The 20,282-nt window shown below is 27.5% G+C and carries 15 protein-coding genes; 7 read left to right on the forward strand and 8 right to left on the reverse strand.

Annotated elements, in window-relative coordinates; all coding sequences use genetic code 11:
• Positions 1–549: 549 nt before the first annotated feature.
• From CNZW441b_RS05340 to CNZW441b_RS05355, 4 genes are all read right to left on the reverse strand, one after another.
• The gene (locus CNZW441b_RS05340) at positions 550–3,477 is read right to left on the reverse strand and encodes an autotransporter outer membrane beta-barrel domain-containing protein (protein ID WP_425331624.1); all 2,928 of its coding nucleotides are present in this window, start codon (positions 3,475–3,477) and stop codon (positions 550–552) included.
• 325 nt (positions 3,478–3,802) lie between these two features.
• Positions 3,803–4,714: a ferrochelatase gene (gene hemH, locus CNZW441b_RS05345; protein WP_131163502.1), complete on the reverse strand. Its 912-nt coding sequence runs from the start codon at positions 4,712–4,714 to the stop codon at positions 3,803–3,805.
• Positions 4,714–5,565: a Gfo/Idh/MocA family protein gene (locus tag CNZW441b_RS05350; protein WP_131163503.1), complete on the reverse strand. Its 852-nt coding sequence runs from the start codon at positions 5,563–5,565 to the stop codon at positions 4,714–4,716. Before CNZW441b_RS05350 ends, hemH begins: the two co-directional genes overlap by 1 nt.
• 13 nt (positions 5,566–5,578) lie before the next feature.
• The gene (locus CNZW441b_RS05355) at positions 5,579–6,655 is read right to left on the reverse strand and encodes a DegT/DnrJ/EryC1/StrS family aminotransferase (RefSeq protein ID WP_131163504.1); all 1,077 of its coding nucleotides are present in this window, start codon (positions 6,653–6,655) and stop codon (positions 5,579–5,581) included.
• A gap of 115 nt (positions 6,656–6,770) precedes the next feature.
• On the opposite strand from CNZW441b_RS05355, the gene alaS reads away from it, so the two are divergent.
• Genes alaS through CNZW441b_RS05375 form a run of 4 tightly spaced genes read left to right on the forward strand, consistent with a single transcriptional unit; the run spans position 6,771 to position 13,160 of the window.
• Positions 6,771–9,317, forward strand: a complete 2,547-nt coding sequence (gene alaS / locus CNZW441b_RS05360) for an alanine--tRNA ligase (RefSeq protein ID WP_216681281.1) — start codon at positions 6,771–6,773, stop codon at positions 9,315–9,317.
• The gene (gene maf / locus CNZW441b_RS05365; protein WP_131166281.1) at positions 9,317–9,856 is read left to right on the forward strand and encodes a septum formation inhibitor Maf; all 540 of its coding nucleotides are present in this window, start codon (positions 9,317–9,319) and stop codon (positions 9,854–9,856) included. The genes alaS and maf overlap by 1 nt, the downstream gene beginning before the upstream one ends.
• Positions 9,853–11,784, forward strand: coding sequence for a penicillin-binding protein 1A (locus CNZW441b_RS05370; RefSeq protein WP_131163507.1), 1,932 nt, complete (start codon positions 9,853–9,855; stop codon positions 11,782–11,784). Before maf ends, CNZW441b_RS05370 begins: the two co-directional genes overlap by 4 nt.
• Positions 11,784–13,160, forward strand: a complete 1,377-nt coding sequence (locus CNZW441b_RS05375) for a DUF2972 domain-containing protein (protein WP_424945001.1) — start codon at positions 11,784–11,786, stop codon at positions 13,158–13,160. The genes CNZW441b_RS05370 and CNZW441b_RS05375 overlap by 1 nt, the downstream gene beginning before the upstream one ends.
• 40 nt (positions 13,161–13,200) lie before the next feature.
• Here CNZW441b_RS05375 and CNZW441b_RS05380 read toward each other — a convergent pair whose 3' ends face one another.
• From CNZW441b_RS05380 to CNZW441b_RS05395, 4 genes are read right to left on the reverse strand one after another with little or no spacing between them, the layout of a single operon-like run.
• Entirely contained in the window at positions 13,201–15,039 is a 1,839-nt protein-coding gene (locus tag CNZW441b_RS05380) for a primosomal protein N' (RefSeq protein WP_131186823.1), read from the reverse strand.
• Entirely contained in the window at positions 15,036–15,503 is a 468-nt protein-coding gene (locus tag CNZW441b_RS05385) for a type II secretion system protein (protein ID WP_131163510.1), read from the reverse strand. Before CNZW441b_RS05385 ends, CNZW441b_RS05380 begins: the two co-directional genes overlap by 4 nt.
• On the reverse strand, positions 15,493–15,747 hold the full coding sequence (locus CNZW441b_RS05390; protein WP_131163511.1) for a hypothetical protein: 255 nt from the start codon (positions 15,745–15,747) through the stop codon (positions 15,493–15,495). Before CNZW441b_RS05390 ends, CNZW441b_RS05385 begins: the two co-directional genes overlap by 11 nt.
• On the reverse strand, positions 15,737–15,967 hold the full coding sequence (locus CNZW441b_RS05395) for a hypothetical protein (RefSeq protein WP_131163512.1): 231 nt from the start codon (positions 15,965–15,967) through the stop codon (positions 15,737–15,739). The genes CNZW441b_RS05390 and CNZW441b_RS05395 overlap by 11 nt, the downstream gene beginning before the upstream one ends.
• A gap of 148 nt (positions 15,968–16,115) precedes the next feature.
• On the opposite strand from CNZW441b_RS05395, the gene uvrB reads away from it, so the two are divergent.
• The 3 genes from uvrB to CNZW441b_RS05405 all read left to right on the forward strand — a co-directional run bounded on the left by uvrB (position 16,116) and on the right by CNZW441b_RS05405 (position 20,275).
• Entirely contained in the window at positions 16,116–18,089 is a 1,974-nt protein-coding gene (uvrB, locus tag CNZW441b_RS05400; RefSeq protein ID WP_216681282.1) for an excinuclease ABC subunit UvrB, read from the forward strand.
• A gap of 203 nt (positions 18,090–18,292) precedes the next feature.
• The gene (locus CNZW441b_RS08150; protein ID WP_244985433.1) at positions 18,293–18,556 is read left to right on the forward strand and encodes a hypothetical protein; all 264 of its coding nucleotides are present in this window, start codon (positions 18,293–18,295) and stop codon (positions 18,554–18,556) included.
• Positions 18,557–18,751: 195 nt separating this feature from the next.
• Positions 18,752–20,275: an LTA synthase family protein gene (locus CNZW441b_RS05405; protein ID WP_244985449.1), complete on the forward strand. Its 1,524-nt coding sequence runs from the start codon at positions 18,752–18,754 to the stop codon at positions 20,273–20,275.
• The last annotated feature ends 7 nt before the right edge of the window (positions 20,276–20,282 follow it).

Below are 20,282 nucleotides of genomic sequence, written 5' to 3' on the forward strand. Positions count from 1 at the left end.
AAAACCATAAAAACCATAAAAACCATAAAAACCATAAAAACCATAAAAAGTATAAAAAGTATAAAAAGTATAAAAAGTATAAAAAGTATAAAAAGTATAAAAAGTATAAAAAGTATAAAAAGTATAAAAAGTATAAAAAGTATAAAAAGTATAAAAAGTATAAAAAGTATAAAAAGTATAAAAAGTATAAAAAGTATAAAAAGTATAAAAAGTATAAAAAGTATAAAAAGTATAAAAAGTATAAAAAGTATAAAAAGTATAAAAAGTATAAAAAGTATAAAAAGTATAAAAAGTAAGTTATTAACTATATAAAGTATAAAACATTAAGCCATAAACCATAAAAAGCATAAATATATAAGATATATAAGATATATAAGATATATAAAACAACTTATAAACTATACAAAGACATAAAAGCAATAAAGTATAAAAATAAAGTATAAAAAATAAAAATAAAAAAATAAAAGTAAAAATATAAAAACATAAAACCCAAACAACTAAAGTCATTTGGGTTTAGGAGATTAAACTAGTAAACTAAGTAATTATTTCTTACCATACATAGTTAAATTGAGCATATCCTGTATGAGTATTACCATCTCTATCAAACATACCATTATAGTTTAAGCTAAAATAGAAAGCTTCATTAAGAGGAATGATAAAAGATCCTGTTGCATAGCTTTGAACTCTTGGTAAATCAAATTCATCAGTTGCTTTAATACTACCAAATCTAGCTTTAGCTTTTACGCTAGGATTGATATTAAATTTAGCTCCAAGGGTTAAAGAAGTTTTTAAATGAGGTAACCAATCTCTAAACCAAGTAAGACTTGTTTTAGTAGAGAATAGATTTAAATAGTTTGCATAAACTCTTTCTCCACCTTTAACAGTAGCTTGACCTATAGTATCTTGCATAGAAAAAGCCTCTGTATAGCCTCCTTCATAGGCTAAGCCAATTTCAGGTGAGAATATATCTTTATCATAGATAAAATTCATACCTATATCAGAACTCATACCATAAGCATAAGAATTAGGTTCAGCTTTAGCTTCATTAGTTCCTACTCTTTTAGTTAAATCATTTTTAATTAAGGCTGTTTTACCTTGAGCTTTGATATAAACTTCTTGACCTTTACTTGTAGTAAATAAAGTATTAAAGTATTTTAAACCTGCATAATAGGTTCTATTGTTGATATTAAAATAAGTTGAACTCATTTTTGTATCTTCATAACCTGCATACACACCATATATTCCACTATCTTTTAAGGTAGAATAACCTATGATAGTTCCTTTAGTATGTCCTTTACTTTCTTCATTTAAAGAAAGTTCAACATTCTGTGAAGAAGCATAAGGAAGGATAAATAAGGAGTGTTCTTTATTAGATCCATAAGAAGCATTAGAAAAATCACTCTTTATATAATCACTTGCATCAGAGTATAAATTACCCTTTTCAGACATAGCCATTCTTTGAGCTCTACTTGAATTTCCTAAATAAAAGCTTTGCATAGAATTGCCCATAACATTATCTATAAAGGTTGATCTTCTTGTAGTAGTAGAGATTAAGCTTCTAAAGGTTGCACCAGAGATAGATCTTTTAAGATCAATATCTTTAGAGAATTTTCCTGTTGTAGGATCATAACCTAAATTAATATCCCCACTACCATTGGTTGTTATGTTGCCAATATTACCTTTATCAACCCCTGAGATAACATCACTTATGTCTTCTAGATTATCTAGATCAAGATTACTTTCATCTATGGTTATATTATCTGCAGTGACGTTATCTTTACCGCCTCCACCTACAACTATAGTATCTAAATTACCATCCTTATCAGAAGTTACAAGCCAATCTTCTATAACTATGCTACCAGATCCATTGTTGGTTAAGTTATGACCTTTATCATCTTTACTTATAGTTCCTTGATTATTTATAAAGATAGTTCCATTACCATTATTTGTGATACCACTTGTAATAGTAGCACTAGAATCATTTTTTAAGGTTAAATCGTTATTACTTTGATTTATAATATTACCATAGATAATTCCATTATCTGTGTTTAAAATACCTTTACCGTTTGTAGAAGTAATAGTACCTCCATTTTCAATAGTGATACCATGTTGTTGATTTGACACACCTTCTTGTCCTATGGTTCCAGTATTAATTATACCACCATTACCACCTTGGATAGTTCCAGATACAGTGATGCTTGTATTTACATTATTATTAGCTCCTATATAAATACCTGCATTACCACCATTTAATATACCACCACTTTCTACTTTAATGCCTTTTCCTTCGATACCATTTTTGCTTCCATCGATATTGATTGCATTATTTCCTGCTTTAATGATACCACCACTTTCTATAGTGATTTCACCGATATCAACTTTACCTGTGGCACCACCTGCATCAAAAAACATCATACCATTATTAGCAACATCTATAGTACCTTTATTAATAAAAGTTTCTATTTTATTACCAGCTTCTATAGCTATACCATTTGCTTGAGCACTTTTTATTAAACCTTCATTAGTGAAAGTTTTAATATCTGAATTACCATAAAAATGCACCAAATTTATTGCTGCACCAAGTTGAGTATTGCTTGAGGTTGATTCTATAGTTCCTTTGTTGGTAAAATTATCTATAGTAGAAGCTACTACATTTACTCCAGTTATAGCTGAAATGACTCCATTGCTTTCATTGGTAAATGTTTTTATATAACCTCTTAATTTTACCCCTGAAGAAGCTTTTATAGAATTTGCACCGGTTGGCTCAGTTGTTCCACTAGTTGTTATAATGCCACTATTAGTAAAATTATCGATAGTTGTTCCACCAGCTATATGTATTCCATCACCACTATTACTTTTAATCGTTCCTTCATTTTTAAAAGTTGTAATCTCAGTATTACCAAGATAAATAGCTTCGCCAGAACTTGAACTTATAGTTCCTTTATTGCTAAAATTAGTTATAGTAGATTTGCTACCATCTGTTCCCCAAACTGTAACTCCATATCTAGAAGAATCATTACCTATGATACCTTCATTGGTAAAAGTTTCTATGGTGACACCGTTTTGTTTATTTGCTCCTACTTGAACACTAGCTGTATTATTTCCACCTTGAAGTGTTCCTTGGTTTAAAAAAGTAGAAGTTGAAGAGCCTGCTTGAAAATTTACTGCTTGACTATTAGATACTTGTATAGTTCCACCACTTCCTATAACAAGAGTGTTACCAGCGCCAGTTACAGTATGAGTATTATTTAAAGATTGATTTATAGTAGTGTTAGTATTTTGATAAACACTTGCTGATCTACTTTTTAAATTTACTTCACTATAAGCTTTTACATTAGAATTATCTGCATAAGAATAAGAACTTAAAAAAGAAATTGTAACTAAAGAAAGAACTAGTTTTTTAGATGAGCAAGAATGGTTTTTTTCAATCCCCCCCCCCATTTCTTTTTTAAATAAACTATGTTTTTGTCGACCCATTAATTAAACTCCTTGCGTTTATTTATTTTAATTTTTAAAAGGGAAATAAAAATAAAGAGTAATAAAATCTAAATTAGATTTTCGGAATAATAAAATATTTTTAATTAAATTCTTATTAATAATAATTATTAATTCATTTTTTTTTTTTTTGATATTGTTGTATTAAGATAAAAGATATAGACTAAAAATTAAAAGAATAATGGTTATAGTTTTAAAATACTTGATAATATATTTATTTTACTGAAAATAAAAACTTTATTAATTTTCTATTATTAAAAATGAAAAAAATCAAAGATAGAATCAATTATCTTTGATGAGTTTAAATTTAAAGGGAAAGTTTAGAAAGGATAAAAGTTTGGAATTCTAGGCTATCGTTTGGACAAGAAATGACTTCATAGTCTTTACTGCTTAGTTTTTTATACTCGATATCAAGCTCAAATACAGTTTCTGAGCAATCAATACAAAAAGAAATTGGATATATTAAGGCATCGTTTTTTAGATTTTTTAAGATATCGCTTGTATTTGGCTCAAGCCATTTTACTGGGCCTAATTTTGACTGATAAGAAAGTAAAATTTCATCAAAATGATCCTTAAGCTTATCCTTTAAAATTTCAAAATGCTCTACAGTATGCTTTTCGTATAAATCTCCCTTTTTTATTATAGATACAGGTAAAGAATGAGCTGAAAAAATCAAAGTCTTTTTTTGATCTCTTTTAAAATTTTCATTTTCTTTTAAAATGTGATTTATAATCATTTGATTGTAAAGTTCATCTTTGTAAAAAATATCAATGATGTGAATTTTAGAGTCGATATTTAAGGCATCAATACTTTTTTTTAAGACTTCAAGCGAGGTTGTTACTGTTGTTTGAGAGTGATGGGGATAAAGTGGAAAAAGGATAATTTCGTCATTTTTTTTTAAGGAGTATTTTTTTAAAACTTCTGTGGCAAAGGGCGGGACGTATAAATTGACAAAATCGAATTTAAAATTTTCATTTTTGTTTAGTTTTTCACAAAGACTTAAGGTTATGTCATTTAAAGGGGATTTTCCACCTAAAATTTCATAATTTTTTTGCATAGCCTTTAATCTCATTTTAGTGATCAAAAAAGCGATCATTTTTCTTAAAAATTTATTTTTAATTCCTAAAATATAAGGATCATTGAACATATTTTTTAAAAAAAGTTCGCAATCTTCTATCTTGCTTACGCCACCCATATTTAAAAATAAAACAAGTTTCATTAGCGTTTCTCTAAAATCTCTTGGACTAAAAATGCATCTTGTATGGAAGCTAGATCATTTTTTTGATTTAGAGCAAATTTAAATAAGTCCTCATGCTCTTTAAAAAGCGTAGAATGCTTTTCAAGTTCAATTTTTGCATTGTCTTTTAATAAAACTAGGTTGATTAGATCAGCTTCGTAAAAATGCTTGTTTGTGATTATTTGGATTTTTCTTATTTTTTGGGTGCTATTCCAGCTTTGATGTAAGCAGGCTATAAAATTTTGCATTTTGCACGATATGATACTTTCGCTTTCTTGATGGCATTCTTGAGTATAGTTTTTTAAAATTTTAGCTTCTGAAATTTTTTGATTGCTTAAAAAATGTAAAAGATCAAGATCGTGCACGGCTAAATCTTGTAAAATTCCAACATCTTGTATTCTTTGAGGAAAACTTGAAAATCTTTGAATGTTTATGCTTATTAAAAGCTCATTGTCTAAGATCTTTTTTAAGGCTCTTATGCAGGGATTAAATCTTTCGCAAAAGCCAACGGCTATGTTGTTATCGTGGGATTTGGAGTATTTTTCAAATTCTTTGATTTCTTTTAAATTCATTGCTAGTGGCTTTTCTATCAATACAGTTTTTACTTTTGGTAAAACTTTTTTTGCAATATCTAAGTGGGTAAATGTAGGCGTTGCAATGATCACTATATCATTATCTTGTTTTAAAAAATCATCTAGATTATCAAAAAAAGGAATATCGCTTGAAAATTTTTGGATATCAAATAAAGCATTAAGCTTAAAATTGGAATTATTTTTAAGCTCTTTTAAATGATTTTTTCCCATATGGCCAAGGCCTATAATACCGATTTTCATAAAAAATTCCTAATTATAAATTCGCAAATAAATTAATAATTTTTTCTTGTTCTTCTTCTTTTAAAAACGCAGAAAAAGGTAAAGATAAGATATGTTCGCTTATAAATTCTGAATTCTTAAGTTCTAAATGGGAAAATTCTTTAAAACAAGGTTGTTTGTGAAGTGGTATAGGATAATGTATAGCATAAGGAATGTTTGCTTGTTTAAATTTTTCAATCACTTTAGCCCTATCTTCGACTAAGACGCTGTATTGTGCATAAACGCTTATAAAATCTTTTTTGATTTTAGGAATTTGGCAATTTTTTAAATTCTTATCATAATTTGCTGCTAATTTTGCTCTTGTTTTAAGTTCATCATCAAAGTATTTGAGCTTTACATCTAAAATAGCAGCTTGTAAGGTGTCAAGTCGTGCATTGATCCCTATAAATTCGTGATTGTATTTTTGAGTTTGACCGTGGTTTAGAAGTATTTTTATTTTTTGTGCTAGAAAATCATCATCACAAAAAATAGCACCTCCATCTCCATAAGCTCCTAAAGGCTTAGAAGGAAAAAAACTTGTGCAAGAAATGTGAGCTATAGAACATGATTTTTTATCCTTATAGCTTGCCCCAAAACTTTGGGCTCCATCTTCGATTAAGGTGATATTTTTTTCATCGCATAATTTTTTAAAAGCAAATAAATCAGGCATTTGTCCAAAAATACTTACAGCAATGATAGCTTTTGTCTTTGGAGAAATAGCTTTTTTAACCTCTTCAATGCTTAAATTAAAATCATCTAAATCAATATCTACAAAAACAGGCTTTGCACCAACTAATGCCACAACTTCTGCTGTAGCGATAAAAGTAAAACTTGGAACAATCACCTCATCATCATAAGAAATACCTAAAGCCCTTAAAGCCAAATATAAAGCACTAGTTCCACTTGAACATCCAATGGCATTTTTAACGCCTACATATTTGGCTAAATTTGCCTCAAATTCTTTAAGTTTGTCTCCACCGATAAAAGAAGAATTATTTAAAATTTTTAAAATTTCTGAATCTATTTCATTTTTATAGGCGCTATATTGAGCTTTAAGATTGATAAAATCCATAAAAAACCTTAAGTATTTAATTAAAAGATTAATTGTATTTTAGTTTTACTTAATTTAAAGTAATTTTGATATCATATATTTTTGAATAGTAATTTTAAATTTTGGGAAAGTTTTTATGGATATTAGAAGCGAATATTTGAATTTTTTTAAATCAAAAGGTCATGAAGTGGTTTTTTCTTCTCCTTTGGTTCCTGAAGATCCTACCCTACTTTTTACAAATGCGGGTATGGTTCCTTTTAAAAGTATTTTCACAGGAGAAATTCCACGCCCTAATCCGCCTCGTAGAACAAGTTGTCAAACTTGTATAAGAGCTGGTGGAAAACATAATGATCTTGATAATGTTGGTTATACGGCTAGACATCATACTTTTTTTGAAATGCTTGGGAATTTTAGTTTTGGGGATTATTTTAAAAAAGATGCTATTACTTATGCTTGGGAATTTGTCACTGAAGTTTTAAAACTCCCAAAAGAAAAACTTTATGTAACAACCCATGAAAATGATGATGAGGCTTATGAGCTTTGGCAGAATTTTGTTCCAAAAGAGAGAATTTATAAATTTGGAGATAAAGATAATTTCTGGCAAATGGGAGATACTGGACCTTGTGGGCCTTGTAGTGAGATTTTTTACGATCAAGGAGAAGAGCATTTTAATGGTTTAGAAGATTATATGGGTGGAGATGGAGATCGCTTCTTAGAAATTTGGAATCTTGTTTTTATGCAATATGAAAGAAGTGCAGATGGAACTCTTACTCCTTTGCCTAAACCTAGTATAGATACAGGAATGGGGCTTGAGAGAGTTATAGCCATCAAAGAAGGAAAATTTAGCAATTTTGATACTTCTTTGTTTATGCCTATTATCAAAGAAATAGCAAAAATTTGTAAAAAACCTTATGTATATGAAAAAGGAGCTAGCTATAGAGTAATAGCTGATCATATAAGATCTAGTGTATTTTTACTAGCTCAGGGTATAAATTTTGACAAAGAAGGTAGGGGTTATGTTTTAAGAAGAATATTGCGTCGCGCCTTAAGACATGGCTATTTGCTTGGACTGAAAAAACCTTTTATGTATAAACTTGTCGATAAGGTTTGTGATATCATGGGTAAGCATTATACTTATCTTAATGAAAAAAAAGATTATGTAAAAGAACAAATTAAACTTGAAGAAGAAAGATTTTTAAATACCATAGAAAAAGGTATAGAAATCTTTAATGAAGAGCTTAAAAACACCAAAGAAGTTTTTAGCGGAGAAGTAGCTTTTAAGCTTTATGATACGTATGGTTTTCCTTTTGATCTCACTCAAGATATGCTTAAAGAAAAAAATATTATTATCGATGAAGAAAAATTTAATGCCTTAATGCAAGAACAAAAAAATAGAGCTAAAAATTCTTGGAAAGGTAGTGGAGATATAAGCATTAGTGGGGATTTTAAAAATTTAATTGAAAAATTTAGTAAAAATGAATTTGTTGGTTATGAACATTTTAATCAAAAAACAAAAATTTTAGCTCTTTTAGATGAAAATTTAAAAGAACTTTCTCATTTAGATCAAGGACAAACAGGCTGGATAATGCTTGAAAAAACTCCTTTTTACCCAACAAGCGGGGGACAAAGTGGCGATAGTGGTAAAATCAATCAAAGTGAAGTTTTAGCTACTCAAAAATTCTTTGATCTTAATCTTAGCAAAGTAAAAGCTTGTGAAAAATTTGAAACAAATCAAATAATAGAAGCAAAAATTGATCTAGAAAAAAGAATGCAAACCGCAAGACATCACAGCGCTACTCATCTTCTTCATCATGCTTTAAAAAAGATTTTAGGTGATCAAGTCAATCAAGCGGGTTCTTTGGTGGAATACAATAGATTAAGATTTGACTTTAGCTATTCTAAGGCTCTAAACAAAAAAGAACTCAAAGAAATTGAAAAATGTGTTAATGAAATGATCATTAGTGCAAATAAAACTAAAATTGATTTTATGACTTTAGAAGAAGCAAAAAAAAGCGGTGCTATAGCTTTATTTAGTGAAAAATATCAAAATGAAGTTAGGGTTTTAACCCTAGGAGAAAGTAAAGAGCTTTGCGGGGGAACTCATGTTGAAAATACTGCTGAAATTGGAAGTTTTTATATCATCAAAGAAAGTGGTGTAAGTTCTGGAATCAGAAGAATAGAAGCAGTAGTTTCTAAAGCGGCATTAGAATTTACACAAGGCATTATTGAGGAGTTAAACGATATAAAAGAAGAATTAAAAAATAATGATGCTTTAAGTAGCATCAAAAAACTCAAAAATGAGCTTAAAAATTCTAAAAATGAACTTAGAAATTCTAGTCAAATTAAGCTAGATTCTATTTGTATCAATCAAACACAAATTTGTGTTCAAAAAATTAATGATGAAAATATCGATATAAAAAATCTTATCGATGAATTTAAAAATAAATTTGAAAAAAGTGTGATTTTACTCATACAAAGCAAAAATGAAAAAATCAATCTTGCTGCAGGTGTAAAAAATGCACCTTTAAAAGCTGGAATTTTGGTTAAACAAGCCGCTATAATTTTAGGCGGAAATGGCGGAGGTAGAGATGATTTTGCAACAGCTGGAGGAAAAGACTTTGCAAAGATTGATCAAGCTTTACAAGAGTCAAAAGATTTTATAGAAAAAGAGCTTTGTAAATAATGCTTTATCTAGCTTCTTCTTCTATTTCTAGGGTAAATTTATTAAAACAGGCTGGAATTAAATTTACTCAAATTTGTTTTAATTATGATGAAAATATTACAACTTCTTATACTCCAAGTATTTATGTGCAAGAAGTTGTAAAAGCAAAAGAAAGACAATTTTGCCAAAAATTTAATTATGATAAGATACTTTTTGCAGATAGCATTGCTTGTATCCAAAATAATATCCTAACCAAAGCATTAAATAAAGAACAAGCTTATAAAATGCTTACTATGCAAAGCGGTAAAAAAGTAGATATTTTAAGTGCCTTTATCTTAAAAACTCCGCAAAAAAGAATTTTTTCTCTTTCAAAAACAAGTCTATTTTTTAAAGAATTTGATAAAGATGAAATGAAAGATTATATAGAAAGTGGTCTTTATAAGGGAAAGGCTGGAGCTATCATGTGCGAAGGCTTTCATCAAAAGTATATTGATAAACAAATTGGCAACTTAAATACGGCTTTGGGATTAAATACTGATACTTTAAAGGCTTATTTATGAAATTTTTAAAATATATTTTTTCATTCTTTTCTTTAATTTGTATTTTAATTTTTATCTATATCACTTATCTTTTTTCAAGTCTAGATACAAAAGATTATATTTTTAAAGAATATAATCCACCTTTAACAACTCAAATTTTTGATAAAAATTTAAAACTCATTGCTAATATTTTTGAGCAACATAGATTTTATGCTAAATATGAAGAATTTCCTCCAAGACTTATAGAAGCTTTAGTAGCCATTGAAGATACAAGCTTTTTTGAACATAATGGAGTTAATATTGATGCTATTTTTAGAGCCTTAATAAAAATCATAAAAAGTGGCGGTAAAACTATGGAAGGGGCATCAACTCTTACGCAACAATTTATCAAAAATACCGAACTTACCCCTGAAAGAACTATTAGCAGAAAAATACGCGAAGCGCTTTTAGCCTATAAAATGGAAACTATACTTAGCAAAGAAGAAATTTTAGAAAGATATCTAAATTTTATCTTTTTTGGACATGGGTATTATGGAGTTAAGACTGCTGCTCTTGGATATTTTCATAAAAATTTAAACGAATTAAGTCTTAAAGAAATTGCTATATTAGTAGGTTTACCTAAGGCTCCAAGTAGCTATGATCCTACAAAACATCTTGATCTTTCTATCTCAAGAGCCAATAATGTAATCCAAAGACTTTATACCTTAGGATGGATATCAAAAAATGAATACGAAGAAGCTTTAAATGAAATTCCTAAAGTTTATGATGATACATTAACTCAAAACGCTGCACCTTATGTTGTAGATGAGGTCATAAAACAACTAAATCCTAGCATTAGAGATCTAAAAACAGGTGGATATAAAATAATTTTAAATATAGATTTAGATGTTCAAGAAATGGCACAAAAATCTTTAAAATGGGGTTATGATGAAATTGTTAAAAGAGATAAAAATGCGAATTTAGACACACTAAATGGAGCAATGGTCGTTGCAAACCATCAAAATGGAGAAGTGCTTGCTTTAGTGGGTGGGGTTGATTATGAAAAAAGCAATTATAACAGAGCTACTCAAAGCATGCGACAACCAGGAAGCTCTTTTAAACCTTTTGTTTATCAAGTAGCCATTAATCTAGGTTATTCTCCAATGAGTGAAGTAGCTGATATATCAAGAATTTTTGAAGGTGGGGCTGGAAATAATGAAGATTGGAAACCAAAAAATTATAGCAAAGATTTTAGCGGATTGATCACACTTAAAAAAGCTTTAAGCGCATCAAGAAATTTAGCCACCATAAATTTAGCACTTAATATTGGTCTTGATGTTGTATATTCAAAACTAACTCAAATGGGTTTTAAAAATTTACCCCCTAATCTTTCTATAGTTCTTGGAAGTTTTGGAATTTCTCCTTTAGAATACTCAAAATTTTATACTATGTTTGGAAATTATGGAAAAATTAAAGATTTGCAAATCATAAAAAGTATTCAAGATAAAAATGGAAATATTATTGCAGAATTTGAACCTAAAGAACAAAAAATAAGTGATGAAGCTCAAGCTTTTTTAGTGCTTGATATGATGAAAAACGTTGTAGAACAAGGAACAGGACGCAATGCAAGAGTTGAAGGGATAGAAATAGCAGGAAAAACAGGAACGACTAATAAAAGCATTGATGCTTGGTTTTGCGGGGTAACCCCTGAAATAGAAGCTATTATTTGGTATGGAAATGATAATAACTATCCTATGAAAAAAACAGAAGGCGGAGCTAGAACAGCAGCTCCTGTGTTTAAAGAATTTATGATTCAATATTTAGAAAAATTTCCTAATACCACAAGAAAATTTAGTATTCCAAATGATGTAAAAAAAGGTATATATCAAAAAAATATAGAATACTATACCCCAAAATCACCATTTCCATCGCAAAATACTAAATTTAATGAAAGTGAGATTATATTTTAATCATGCAAATTTTACAAACTTTAAAAGAAAAACTTGATCCAAAAAATGCCAATTTAATCCTTAATGCTTTAAAAAATTCAAATGATGAAAATTTCTTTGAATTTATTCTTAATCATATAGATATAATTGCAAACTGGTTAAGTTCTAATGAATTTAAAGAAAAATACTCAAATCATCCTTATCCTCCTTTAATCAATCCAGAATTGATTGATATAGATGCTAGTGAATATTGTGCGAATTTATCTTGGAATCTTAACATTCCTTTGAGTAAAAAATATAAATTTATTTATATTTCACCGCATGGAGTTGGAGCCGGTGCCTTTTTAAGATATGTTAATGAAGCTCTTAATACTCTTTGTTTTCCCTCTTGGATGCTAGAAAATGACGCAAAAAATAGATATTGTTTTTTACATACTTATCTTAATAATCCTAATTTTATAAATCAAGGCATTAATCTTTCAGAACTCAATGTAAAAGATCTAGAAAAATTCCTTTATTTACTTGATGATTCTATTCCTTGTATCATAGGAGTAAGAGATCCTATAGGAATTTTAAAACATTGTCTTGGCAGGAACTGGAATAAAGTGCAAAGAAATTATGAACCTATGTTCAATCTTACTTATGATTGGCATTCTTATATAGATTTTTTAACCCATGAAAAAACAGAAATTAAATGGGATTTTAAAGACTTAGAAAATAATGTTTTTATCATCCAAAAACTAATAAAAATACTAAATCCTAAAAATATCACTTATATAGATATGAGTGAATTTAGCGAAGAAAAAGCCTTTGATACTTTAACTAAATTGGCTCAAAATTTATCTCTTACCCCCCCCCATATCAGTAAAAAAAATATATTCAAAAGTAAAGAATTTCGAGGTTATCTAAGGTATTTATTTCCACTAAAGCTTTATGTAAATGAAAATGACTTAAAAAATATTTATTCTTTTCATTCTACTAATAATTTAAAAAATTATAATATCAATACAAAAGAAAGCATTTTGATTATCTTTAATCGTTTTATGGATGGTGAATTTTTAAATATCATTGAAGATATCATACAAAATGATTTATGCAATGATCTGGGTATCTTTATACATAAAAATGACTTTTTAAAACTTCATCAAAATAAACAACTTTATCAAGGTGTTAAAAATTATCTTAAAGAATTTTTAGACGCTATTAAAGATGTTATTGATCAAACAGAAAAAGATATGTTAAGAGAAACAGAACTTTTAGAACATATTAAAAATAATCAAGAAATTATAATTTATCTCAAAAATAAATTTGATTGTGAATTTAAACATATAAATAAATATCGTCCTGATATAGTGGATTCTTGGAAGTATTATAAAGAATTTCAAAGTTATTGTTAAAATTATAATTGCAAATTTTATTAAATTAATAATTTAAATTTTAAGAAAAATCGATAGGATCTATATCAGAACTTATATTTTTAAAATCAAGCATATAATTTTGAATGGCAATAAGACTTTTATAAGAATCACTTCTTAATAAAATATAAAAACGATACTTAGAATTAATCATTTCTATACCACAAGCTCCATAACCTATAAGCTCAATTTGTGATATTTTTTTAATCTTTAGGGCTAAATTTTCACATAATTTACTTGCACTTAACAAGTCTTTATCCTCTATGATAATTCTTAAAAGTCTTTTAAAAGGAGGATAAAGATCCTTTCTAAAACAAAGCTCATCTTTTAAAAAAGCATCATAATCTTGAATATATTTTTCAAAAAAATCTCTATTTTTAGTTTGCAAAAGAACCCTTGCTTCACCTTTGCGACCTGCCCTACCAGCCACTTGCATAGCCAAAGATAAAGTTTCTTCTGTCGCTTTATAATTAGGCCTATATAAATACTCATCAAGTCCCAAAATCACACTTAAATCAACGCTATGATAATCATGCCCTTTAGCAAGCATAGAAGTGCCAACTAAAATATCAATTTTTCTTTCATTAAATTCTTTTAAAATAGTATTAAGTTTTTTTAATGTGCTAACCTCATCGCTATCAAATCTTTTAATATTTGCATTAGGAAAGTATCCTAAAAGAAGTTCACACAACTCAGCTGTGCCCATTTTTTTAGCTTCTAGCATTAAAGCATTGCAACTAGGGCATGTTTGATCAACTGGTTTTGAAAAATTACAATAGTGGCATTTAAGCAAATTTTTATTTTTGTGTAAACTCATAGGGATTGAACAAAAAGGGCATTTTATAGTATTGCCACAATTTCTACAAACAATTTGACGAAAATTTGCACGAGTGGGTAAAAAAACAATAGCTTGTTTTTGATGATTTAAAGTTTTTTCTAACTCATTTAATAAAGTAGGCGTGATATTAAGTTCGCTCTCATCAAATATAAAATGTTTTTTACTTTCAAAAAAAGTCCCTTTAAGTCTAAAACTTTTTTGTTTATAAAAACTCACCAAAGAGGGTGTAGCTGATCCTAAAACAACTTTAATGTTTTGCTTTGCTCCTATAAAAAGGGCTAAATCTCTTGCATTAATATAGGGCTTATTGGAAGCTTTATAAGAATTATCATGTTCTTCATCTACTATAATAAGTCCTAAATTTCTAAAAGGAAGAAAAAGAGCCGATCTTGCACCTGCAACTAAGAGCTTTTTACCTTCTTCAAGTGCAAATAAATACTCTTGTTTTTTTTTCTTTGAAATTTTAGAATGCCAAAGAAAAAAATAGTCTTTAAAATATTTTTCAAGCCTTTTTTGCATTTGAGGTGTAAGTGAAATCTCAGGCATTAAAAGTAAAACTTGTTTACCTTTTTCTAGGTATTCTTTGATTAAAGAAATATAAATCTCAGTTTTTCCACTTCCTGTATCTGCAAACAATAAAGAACTTTGATGATTTTTTATAAAATTTAACGCACTTTCTTGTTTATCATTTAAACATGGTTTATTTAAAATTTCAATGCTATTATTTTCATATTTTTTAGAACACTCAAAAAATCCCAAAACAAAACTTAATTTAGTTGCATAATAATAAGAAATAAAATTTGCTAATTCAAATTGAAAAGGGCTTAAAGAATAAGGTAAAATTTCTTTAATCTCTTGTGTTTGAAACTCTGGTTTTTTACACTCTTGTATAATTATAGCTTTTAAATTTTTTTTTCCTTTTAAATCAACGATAACTTGAGTTAAAGGCGAAAGCTCTAAAACACTATGAAAAACTAAATTTTCTAAATAAAAACCTATAATGGCTATTTCATAGTATTTCATATAAATTCTTTACATAATTGATTATCGACACATTTTAAAATACCCTCTTTAGGATCATAAACAAAATCTATGCTTTGTTTTGAATTTAAAAAAAAACGATAAGAATTAAAAGATATTTTTATCCAAGAATCTTTACTTGAATACAAAGGAAGATTAAAAAGCGAAAAAGAACAACAATTTTTATCTTCACATGATATGGTTTGTTCACAAAAAAATAATTTTTCATTTTCTTTAAAAAATTTTGCATTATCAAGCACTGAAGTATAAGCTACCTGTTTTAAAGAAGCTTCGTTTCTCATTAAAGCCAAACTTGAAGAAATCATTTGATATTCAATCTTAGCTTTTAGTAATTTTGCATCATTTTTATTTTGGGATAAAAAAGGAAGAGCTAAACTTGCTAAAATTCCTATAATCAAAATAACAAATATAAGCTCAAGCAAGGTAAAAGCTCTTTTAAATTTCATTTTTTAAGGGAAGTTCTTCATCAATGGTTTTTATAAGTTTTTTTAACTCTCTTTGTGTAATATAATTTTCATAACTTTTTTTAACAAAAGCATCTACAAAACGTGTTAATTCTATTTTTTTAGTTCCGCCAGAAATAAGTGCAATTTCATCTTCTAAAAAATTGGCAAATTCTTCACTACATCTTATGCCAAAATCTTTTGCAGAAACATTAATTATAACGCGTCTTAAATTGTCACTTTGCAAGAACAGCCTCTATTTTTTTCACTATATCTTCGCTAGCTATATTTTTAGTTTTAAGCTCTTCTTCTAAGCGCATTATTTGATTGCTTTTTGCTTCATTTTGAGCTTTTACGCTTACAAGCTCATTTCTTAAATTCTCATTTGCTTCGCATACTTCATTGTATTTAGCCAAAAGCTCATTTACTTTATCTGTCATAGTATTTATAATTTTTTCATCATACATAATTACTTGCCTTTTTACTTTTAAAGTTTATATGAATTTAATATCTATAATTGTAGCAAAAAAACTTAAATTTAAGTTTTCATTTGAACTTAAATTTAAGCCATTTTTTTTTAAAATATTTTCTTAAAAACAAAATAAAGTAAAAGAAATGTTTGAACTTACAAGTAATTTAAAACCAAGCCCTGATCAAAAACAAGCTATTGAAGGGATAGTAAAAAGCATTAAACAAGGTAATAAATATCAAACTTTACTAGGGGTAACAGGAAGTGGAAAAACCTTTAGTATGGCAAATATCATAAAAAAACTAAATATGCCAACTCTTATTATGAGTCACAATAAAAGTTTATGTGCTCAACTTTATAGCGAATTTAAAGGTTTTTTTTCTAAAAATCATGTAGAGTATTTTATAAGCTATTATGATTACTATCAACCTGAAGCTTATATTCCGCGTACTGATATTTTTATAGAAAAAGATAGCTCAACAAATGAAGATCTAGAGAGATTAAGACTTAGTGCAACTGCTTCACTTTTAAGTTATGAAGATGTAATTTGTATTGCAAGTGTTTCGGCAAATTATGGACTTGGAAATCCAAATGAATATATAGGTATGGTTTTAATCTTTGAACAAGGAATGCAAATTTCTCAAAAAGAACTTTTAAAAAAACTTGTAGATATGGGCTATAAAAGAAATGATAATTTTTTTGATCGTGCAGATTTTCGAGTAAATGGAGATATTATTGATATTTATCCTGCTTATTATGAAGATGAAGTAGTTAGGCTTGAATTTTTTGGCGATGAGCTTGAATGTATGTATCATTTTAATATTTTTGAAAATAAAAAAATCAAAGATTTAAAACGTTTTATTCTTTATCCAACTAGTCAATTTAGCGTGGGTGAAGTTCGCTTAAAAAAAGCCATAAAAGATATAAAATCAGAATTAAATGAACGCTTAGCTTGGTTTGAACATGAAAACAAACTTGTAGAATATCAACGCCTTAAACAGCGTGTTGAATTTGATCTTGAAATGCTTGAAAGTACAGGTATGTGTAAAGGGGTTGAAAATTATGCAAGGCATTTAACAGGGATTAAAGAAGGAGATACACCCTATACACTTTTTGATTATTTTGCTATTAAAAATAGAAAATTTCTAGTCATTGTTGATGAAAGTCACGTTTCTTTACCACAATTTCGTGGAATGTTTGCAGGAGATAGAAGCAGAAAGCAAACCTTGGTTGATTATGGTTTTCGTTTGCCCTCAGCCCTTGATAACCGTCCTTTAATGTTTGATGAATTTATTCACAAAGATTGTCAATTTTTATTTGTTTCAGCAACCCCTGCCCCACTTGAACTTGAACTTAGCAAAGAAAATATTTTTCATCAAATTATGCGTCCAACGGGACTTTTAGATCCAAAAATCGAAATTAAAGATAGCGACAATCAAGTTGAAATCTTATTTGATGAAGCTAAAAAAGTTATAGAAAGAAATGAAAGGGTTTTAGTAACTGTTTTAACCAAAAAATTAGCCGAAGAACTTACAAAATACTACTTAGAACTTGGCATAAAAGTTAAATACATGCATTCTGACATAGATGCAATTGAGCGTAATGAAATAATTAGAAATTTAAGAAGTGGAAATTTTGATATGCTAATAGGCATTAATTTACTTAGAGAAGGACTTGATTTACCTGAGGTTTCACTTATAGCGATTATGGATGCAGATAAAGAAGGTTTTTTAAGAAGCACTACGAGTTTGATTCAAACTATGGGAAGAGCAGCTAGAAATGTAAATGGAAAAGTTTTATTATTTGCTAAAAAGATCACAAAATCTATGCAAGAAGCCATAGATACTACAAATGAAAGAAGAAAACTTCAAGAAGCATACAATAAAAAACATGGCATTATACCAACTTCAGTTAAAAGACATTTAGAAGAAAGTTTAAAAAATGAAGAAGATTTAGGTGAAATTTATCGCAAAAGTAAAAAATTTGAAAAAATGCCAGCAAATGAAAGAGCAAAAATCATCAAAGAGCTTAGAAAAGAGATGTTAGAAGCTGCTAAAGCCTTAGAATTTGAAAAAGCCGCTAGTATTAGAGATGAGATTAATAAATTGAAAAATTTATAAAATATTTTTCAATTTAAAAATTACATTTAAATTTTGTATTTTAATGTTTTATATTTTCTAACACTCTAAAGATGAATTCGTTTTAAAATTTTTTATAAATTTATTGAAATTCAAAAAAAAAAAAAAACGATATAATCTCATCTATATTCAATCTTTATTTTTATAATTAATTAAAAACAAAGAAATTTAATTTAAGGCAAACAATGAGAAAGATTTTACTTCAAATTAGTATTTTTAGTTCTATTTTGATTTTAATTTTTAGCTTAAATAGAATTTTTATGCATTTTACTTTTATTTCTGATAATTTAGTGCAAAATAAAAATGAATTTTTTCTTATGTATATATTAGGGGCTTATCACGATATAAGATTTTTAAGTGCGGCTTTTTTACCTCTTTTGCTTTGTGGATTTTTAAGTTTGATTTTTATGAAATTTAATGGAGGGGGGGGGTATAACACAATTTCTTAAAAAAGTTATTTTGTTTTATCTAGTATTTATATAGCCCTTATAGCTTTTCTTTGTGTAATTTTTTCTTTTATTAAATACTATTATTATGAAATCTATAAAAGCAAAATTGATATTTTTATCTTTAGCGCTAAAGATGATAATATACAAGCTCTTTTTAAGATTATTTTAAATGATTATCCTATATTTACCATACTTATTTTTGCTTTATTTTGTGCTTTAATTTGTATTTATATTAATATTAAAATTTTAAAACTTAAATTTAAAAAATATCGTTTAAAACCCCTTATGCTAATCTTTTCAAATTTATTACTTATTTTAATTTATGTTTTAGCTTTAAGAGGACCTTTTAAACATGTAGCCATTAATGTGCAAAATTATTCCTTTTCGCAGTTTGAGGTTTTAAATGATATTATGCTAAATCCTCTTATGGCTTTTGCTTGGGCATATAAACAATTTAAAGAAGAAAATCAATTTTCATTTATTGATACTAATAAAGCTAAAATCTTGGAAGAAGAACTTTTTCCTTTGTTTAAAACAAGCACCAAAAATGAAATAGCTAAAAACGCAAAACCTAGTGTTTATATTAATTTAATGGAGAGTTTTGGACTAAATTTATTAGAATTTAGCGATAAAAAACATAATTTTTTAGGCGCATTAGATAAACACTTTAAAGAAGATTTTGTATTTACAAGATTTTTAAGTTCTGCTAATGGTACTATTAATAGCTTTGCACATTTATTTTTCTTAAGCCCTTTTGGCAATATCTCTACTAGCTCTTTTCAAAAGCAGCATTTAGATTTTACTCCTATGCAAATTTATAAGAAAGCCGGATATAAAGTAATTTTTATCTATGCGGGAAATGGTTCTTGGCAAAATATTAAAAATTACTTAAATATTTTAGATATCGATGAAATAATTGATGAAAATGATTTGATAAAAGAATACCCAAAAGCAGCACAAACAGAAAATGGTTATGGAGTAGCTGATGAATTTATGTATAGAAAAATTTATGAAATTTTAGAAAAAAATCCTACAAATACTCTAATCATTTCTTTAAGTATTTCAAATCACCCTCCTTATAAAATTCCCACAAATGAATTACCTATTTTAAATGATATCCCTAAAGCTTTACTAGATAAACTACCTTATAAAAAAGATAAACAAGAAAATATCATCAAAGCTTATATTTATGCTAATAATGAATTTGGGAAATTTCTTAGTAAAGTAAAACAAAGTTCTTTTAAGGATAATATCATCATAGCAGCTACAGGAGATCACAGAGTAAGAGATTTGAGTATAGATTATAATACCCAAAAAGCTTTAGCCTTTGGTGTGCCTTTTTATCTTTATATCCCAAAAAAATTACAAAATAATATTTATTATAATAAATACCGTATAGGATCACATAAAGATATTTTTCCTACTCTTTATGATCTAAGTTTAAGCGAAGTAAAATATTTAAGCTTAGGCGGACGTAATCTTTTAGCTAAAATAAATGACGAAAGATTAGAATTTGGTTTTAATGAAGCAGTATGGATAGATAAATATGGCATTTACCCTAAAGGAAGTAATAAAGGATATTTTTATGAAAACAATGAGAGCTTAAAAGACAACAATAAAGACTTTAAGCTTGATACATATCATAAAAACTTTTATGAAAATTATAAAAATTTAAACTATTACCAACTTGCAAAACGCTTAAAATTAACCAATGAGTAATTTTAAT

Origin of the sequence: Campylobacter novaezeelandiae, from assembly GCF_018968685.1 — a bacterium.
In the GTDB taxonomy this organism is placed as follows: domain Bacteria; phylum Campylobacterota; class Campylobacteria; order Campylobacterales; family Campylobacteraceae; genus Campylobacter_D; species Campylobacter_D novaezeelandiae.

Coding starts and splice junctions, on each gene's coding strand:
- CNZW441b_RS05340 (WP_425331624.1), bottom strand. CDS start 3,477: ATGGGTCGACAAAAACATAGTTTATTTAAAAAAGAAATGGGGGGGGGG.
- hemH (WP_131163502.1), bottom strand. CDS start 4,714: ATGAAACTTGTTTTATTTTTAAATATGGGTGGCGTAAGCAAGATAGAA.
- CNZW441b_RS05350 (WP_131163503.1), bottom strand. CDS start 5,565: ATGAAAATCGGTATTATAGGCCTTGGCCATATGGGAAAAAATCATTTA.
- CNZW441b_RS05355 (WP_131163504.1), bottom strand. CDS start 6,655: ATGGATTTTATCAATCTTAAAGCTCAATATAGCGCCTATAAAAATGAA.
- alaS (WP_216681281.1), top strand. CDS start 6,771: ATGGATATTAGAAGCGAATATTTGAATTTTTTTAAATCAAAAGGTCAT.
- maf (WP_131166281.1), top strand. CDS start 9,317: ATGCTTTATCTAGCTTCTTCTTCTATTTCTAGGGTAAATTTATTAAAA.
- CNZW441b_RS05370 (WP_131163507.1), top strand. CDS start 9,853: ATGAAATTTTTAAAATATATTTTTTCATTCTTTTCTTTAATTTGTATT.
- CNZW441b_RS05380 (WP_131186823.1), bottom strand. CDS start 15,039: ATGAAATACTATGAAATAGCCATTATAGGTTTTTATTTAGAAAATTTA.
- CNZW441b_RS05385 (WP_131163510.1), bottom strand. CDS start 15,503: ATGAAATTTAAAAGAGCTTTTACCTTGCTTGAGCTTATATTTGTTATT.
- CNZW441b_RS05395 (WP_131163512.1), bottom strand. CDS start 15,967: ATGTATGATGAAAAAATTATAAATACTATGACAGATAAAGTAAATGAG.
- uvrB (WP_216681282.1), top strand. CDS start 16,116: ATGTTTGAACTTACAAGTAATTTAAAACCAAGCCCTGATCAAAAACAA.
- CNZW441b_RS08150 (WP_244985433.1), top strand. CDS start 18,293: ATGAGAAAGATTTTACTTCAAATTAGTATTTTTAGTTCTATTTTGATT.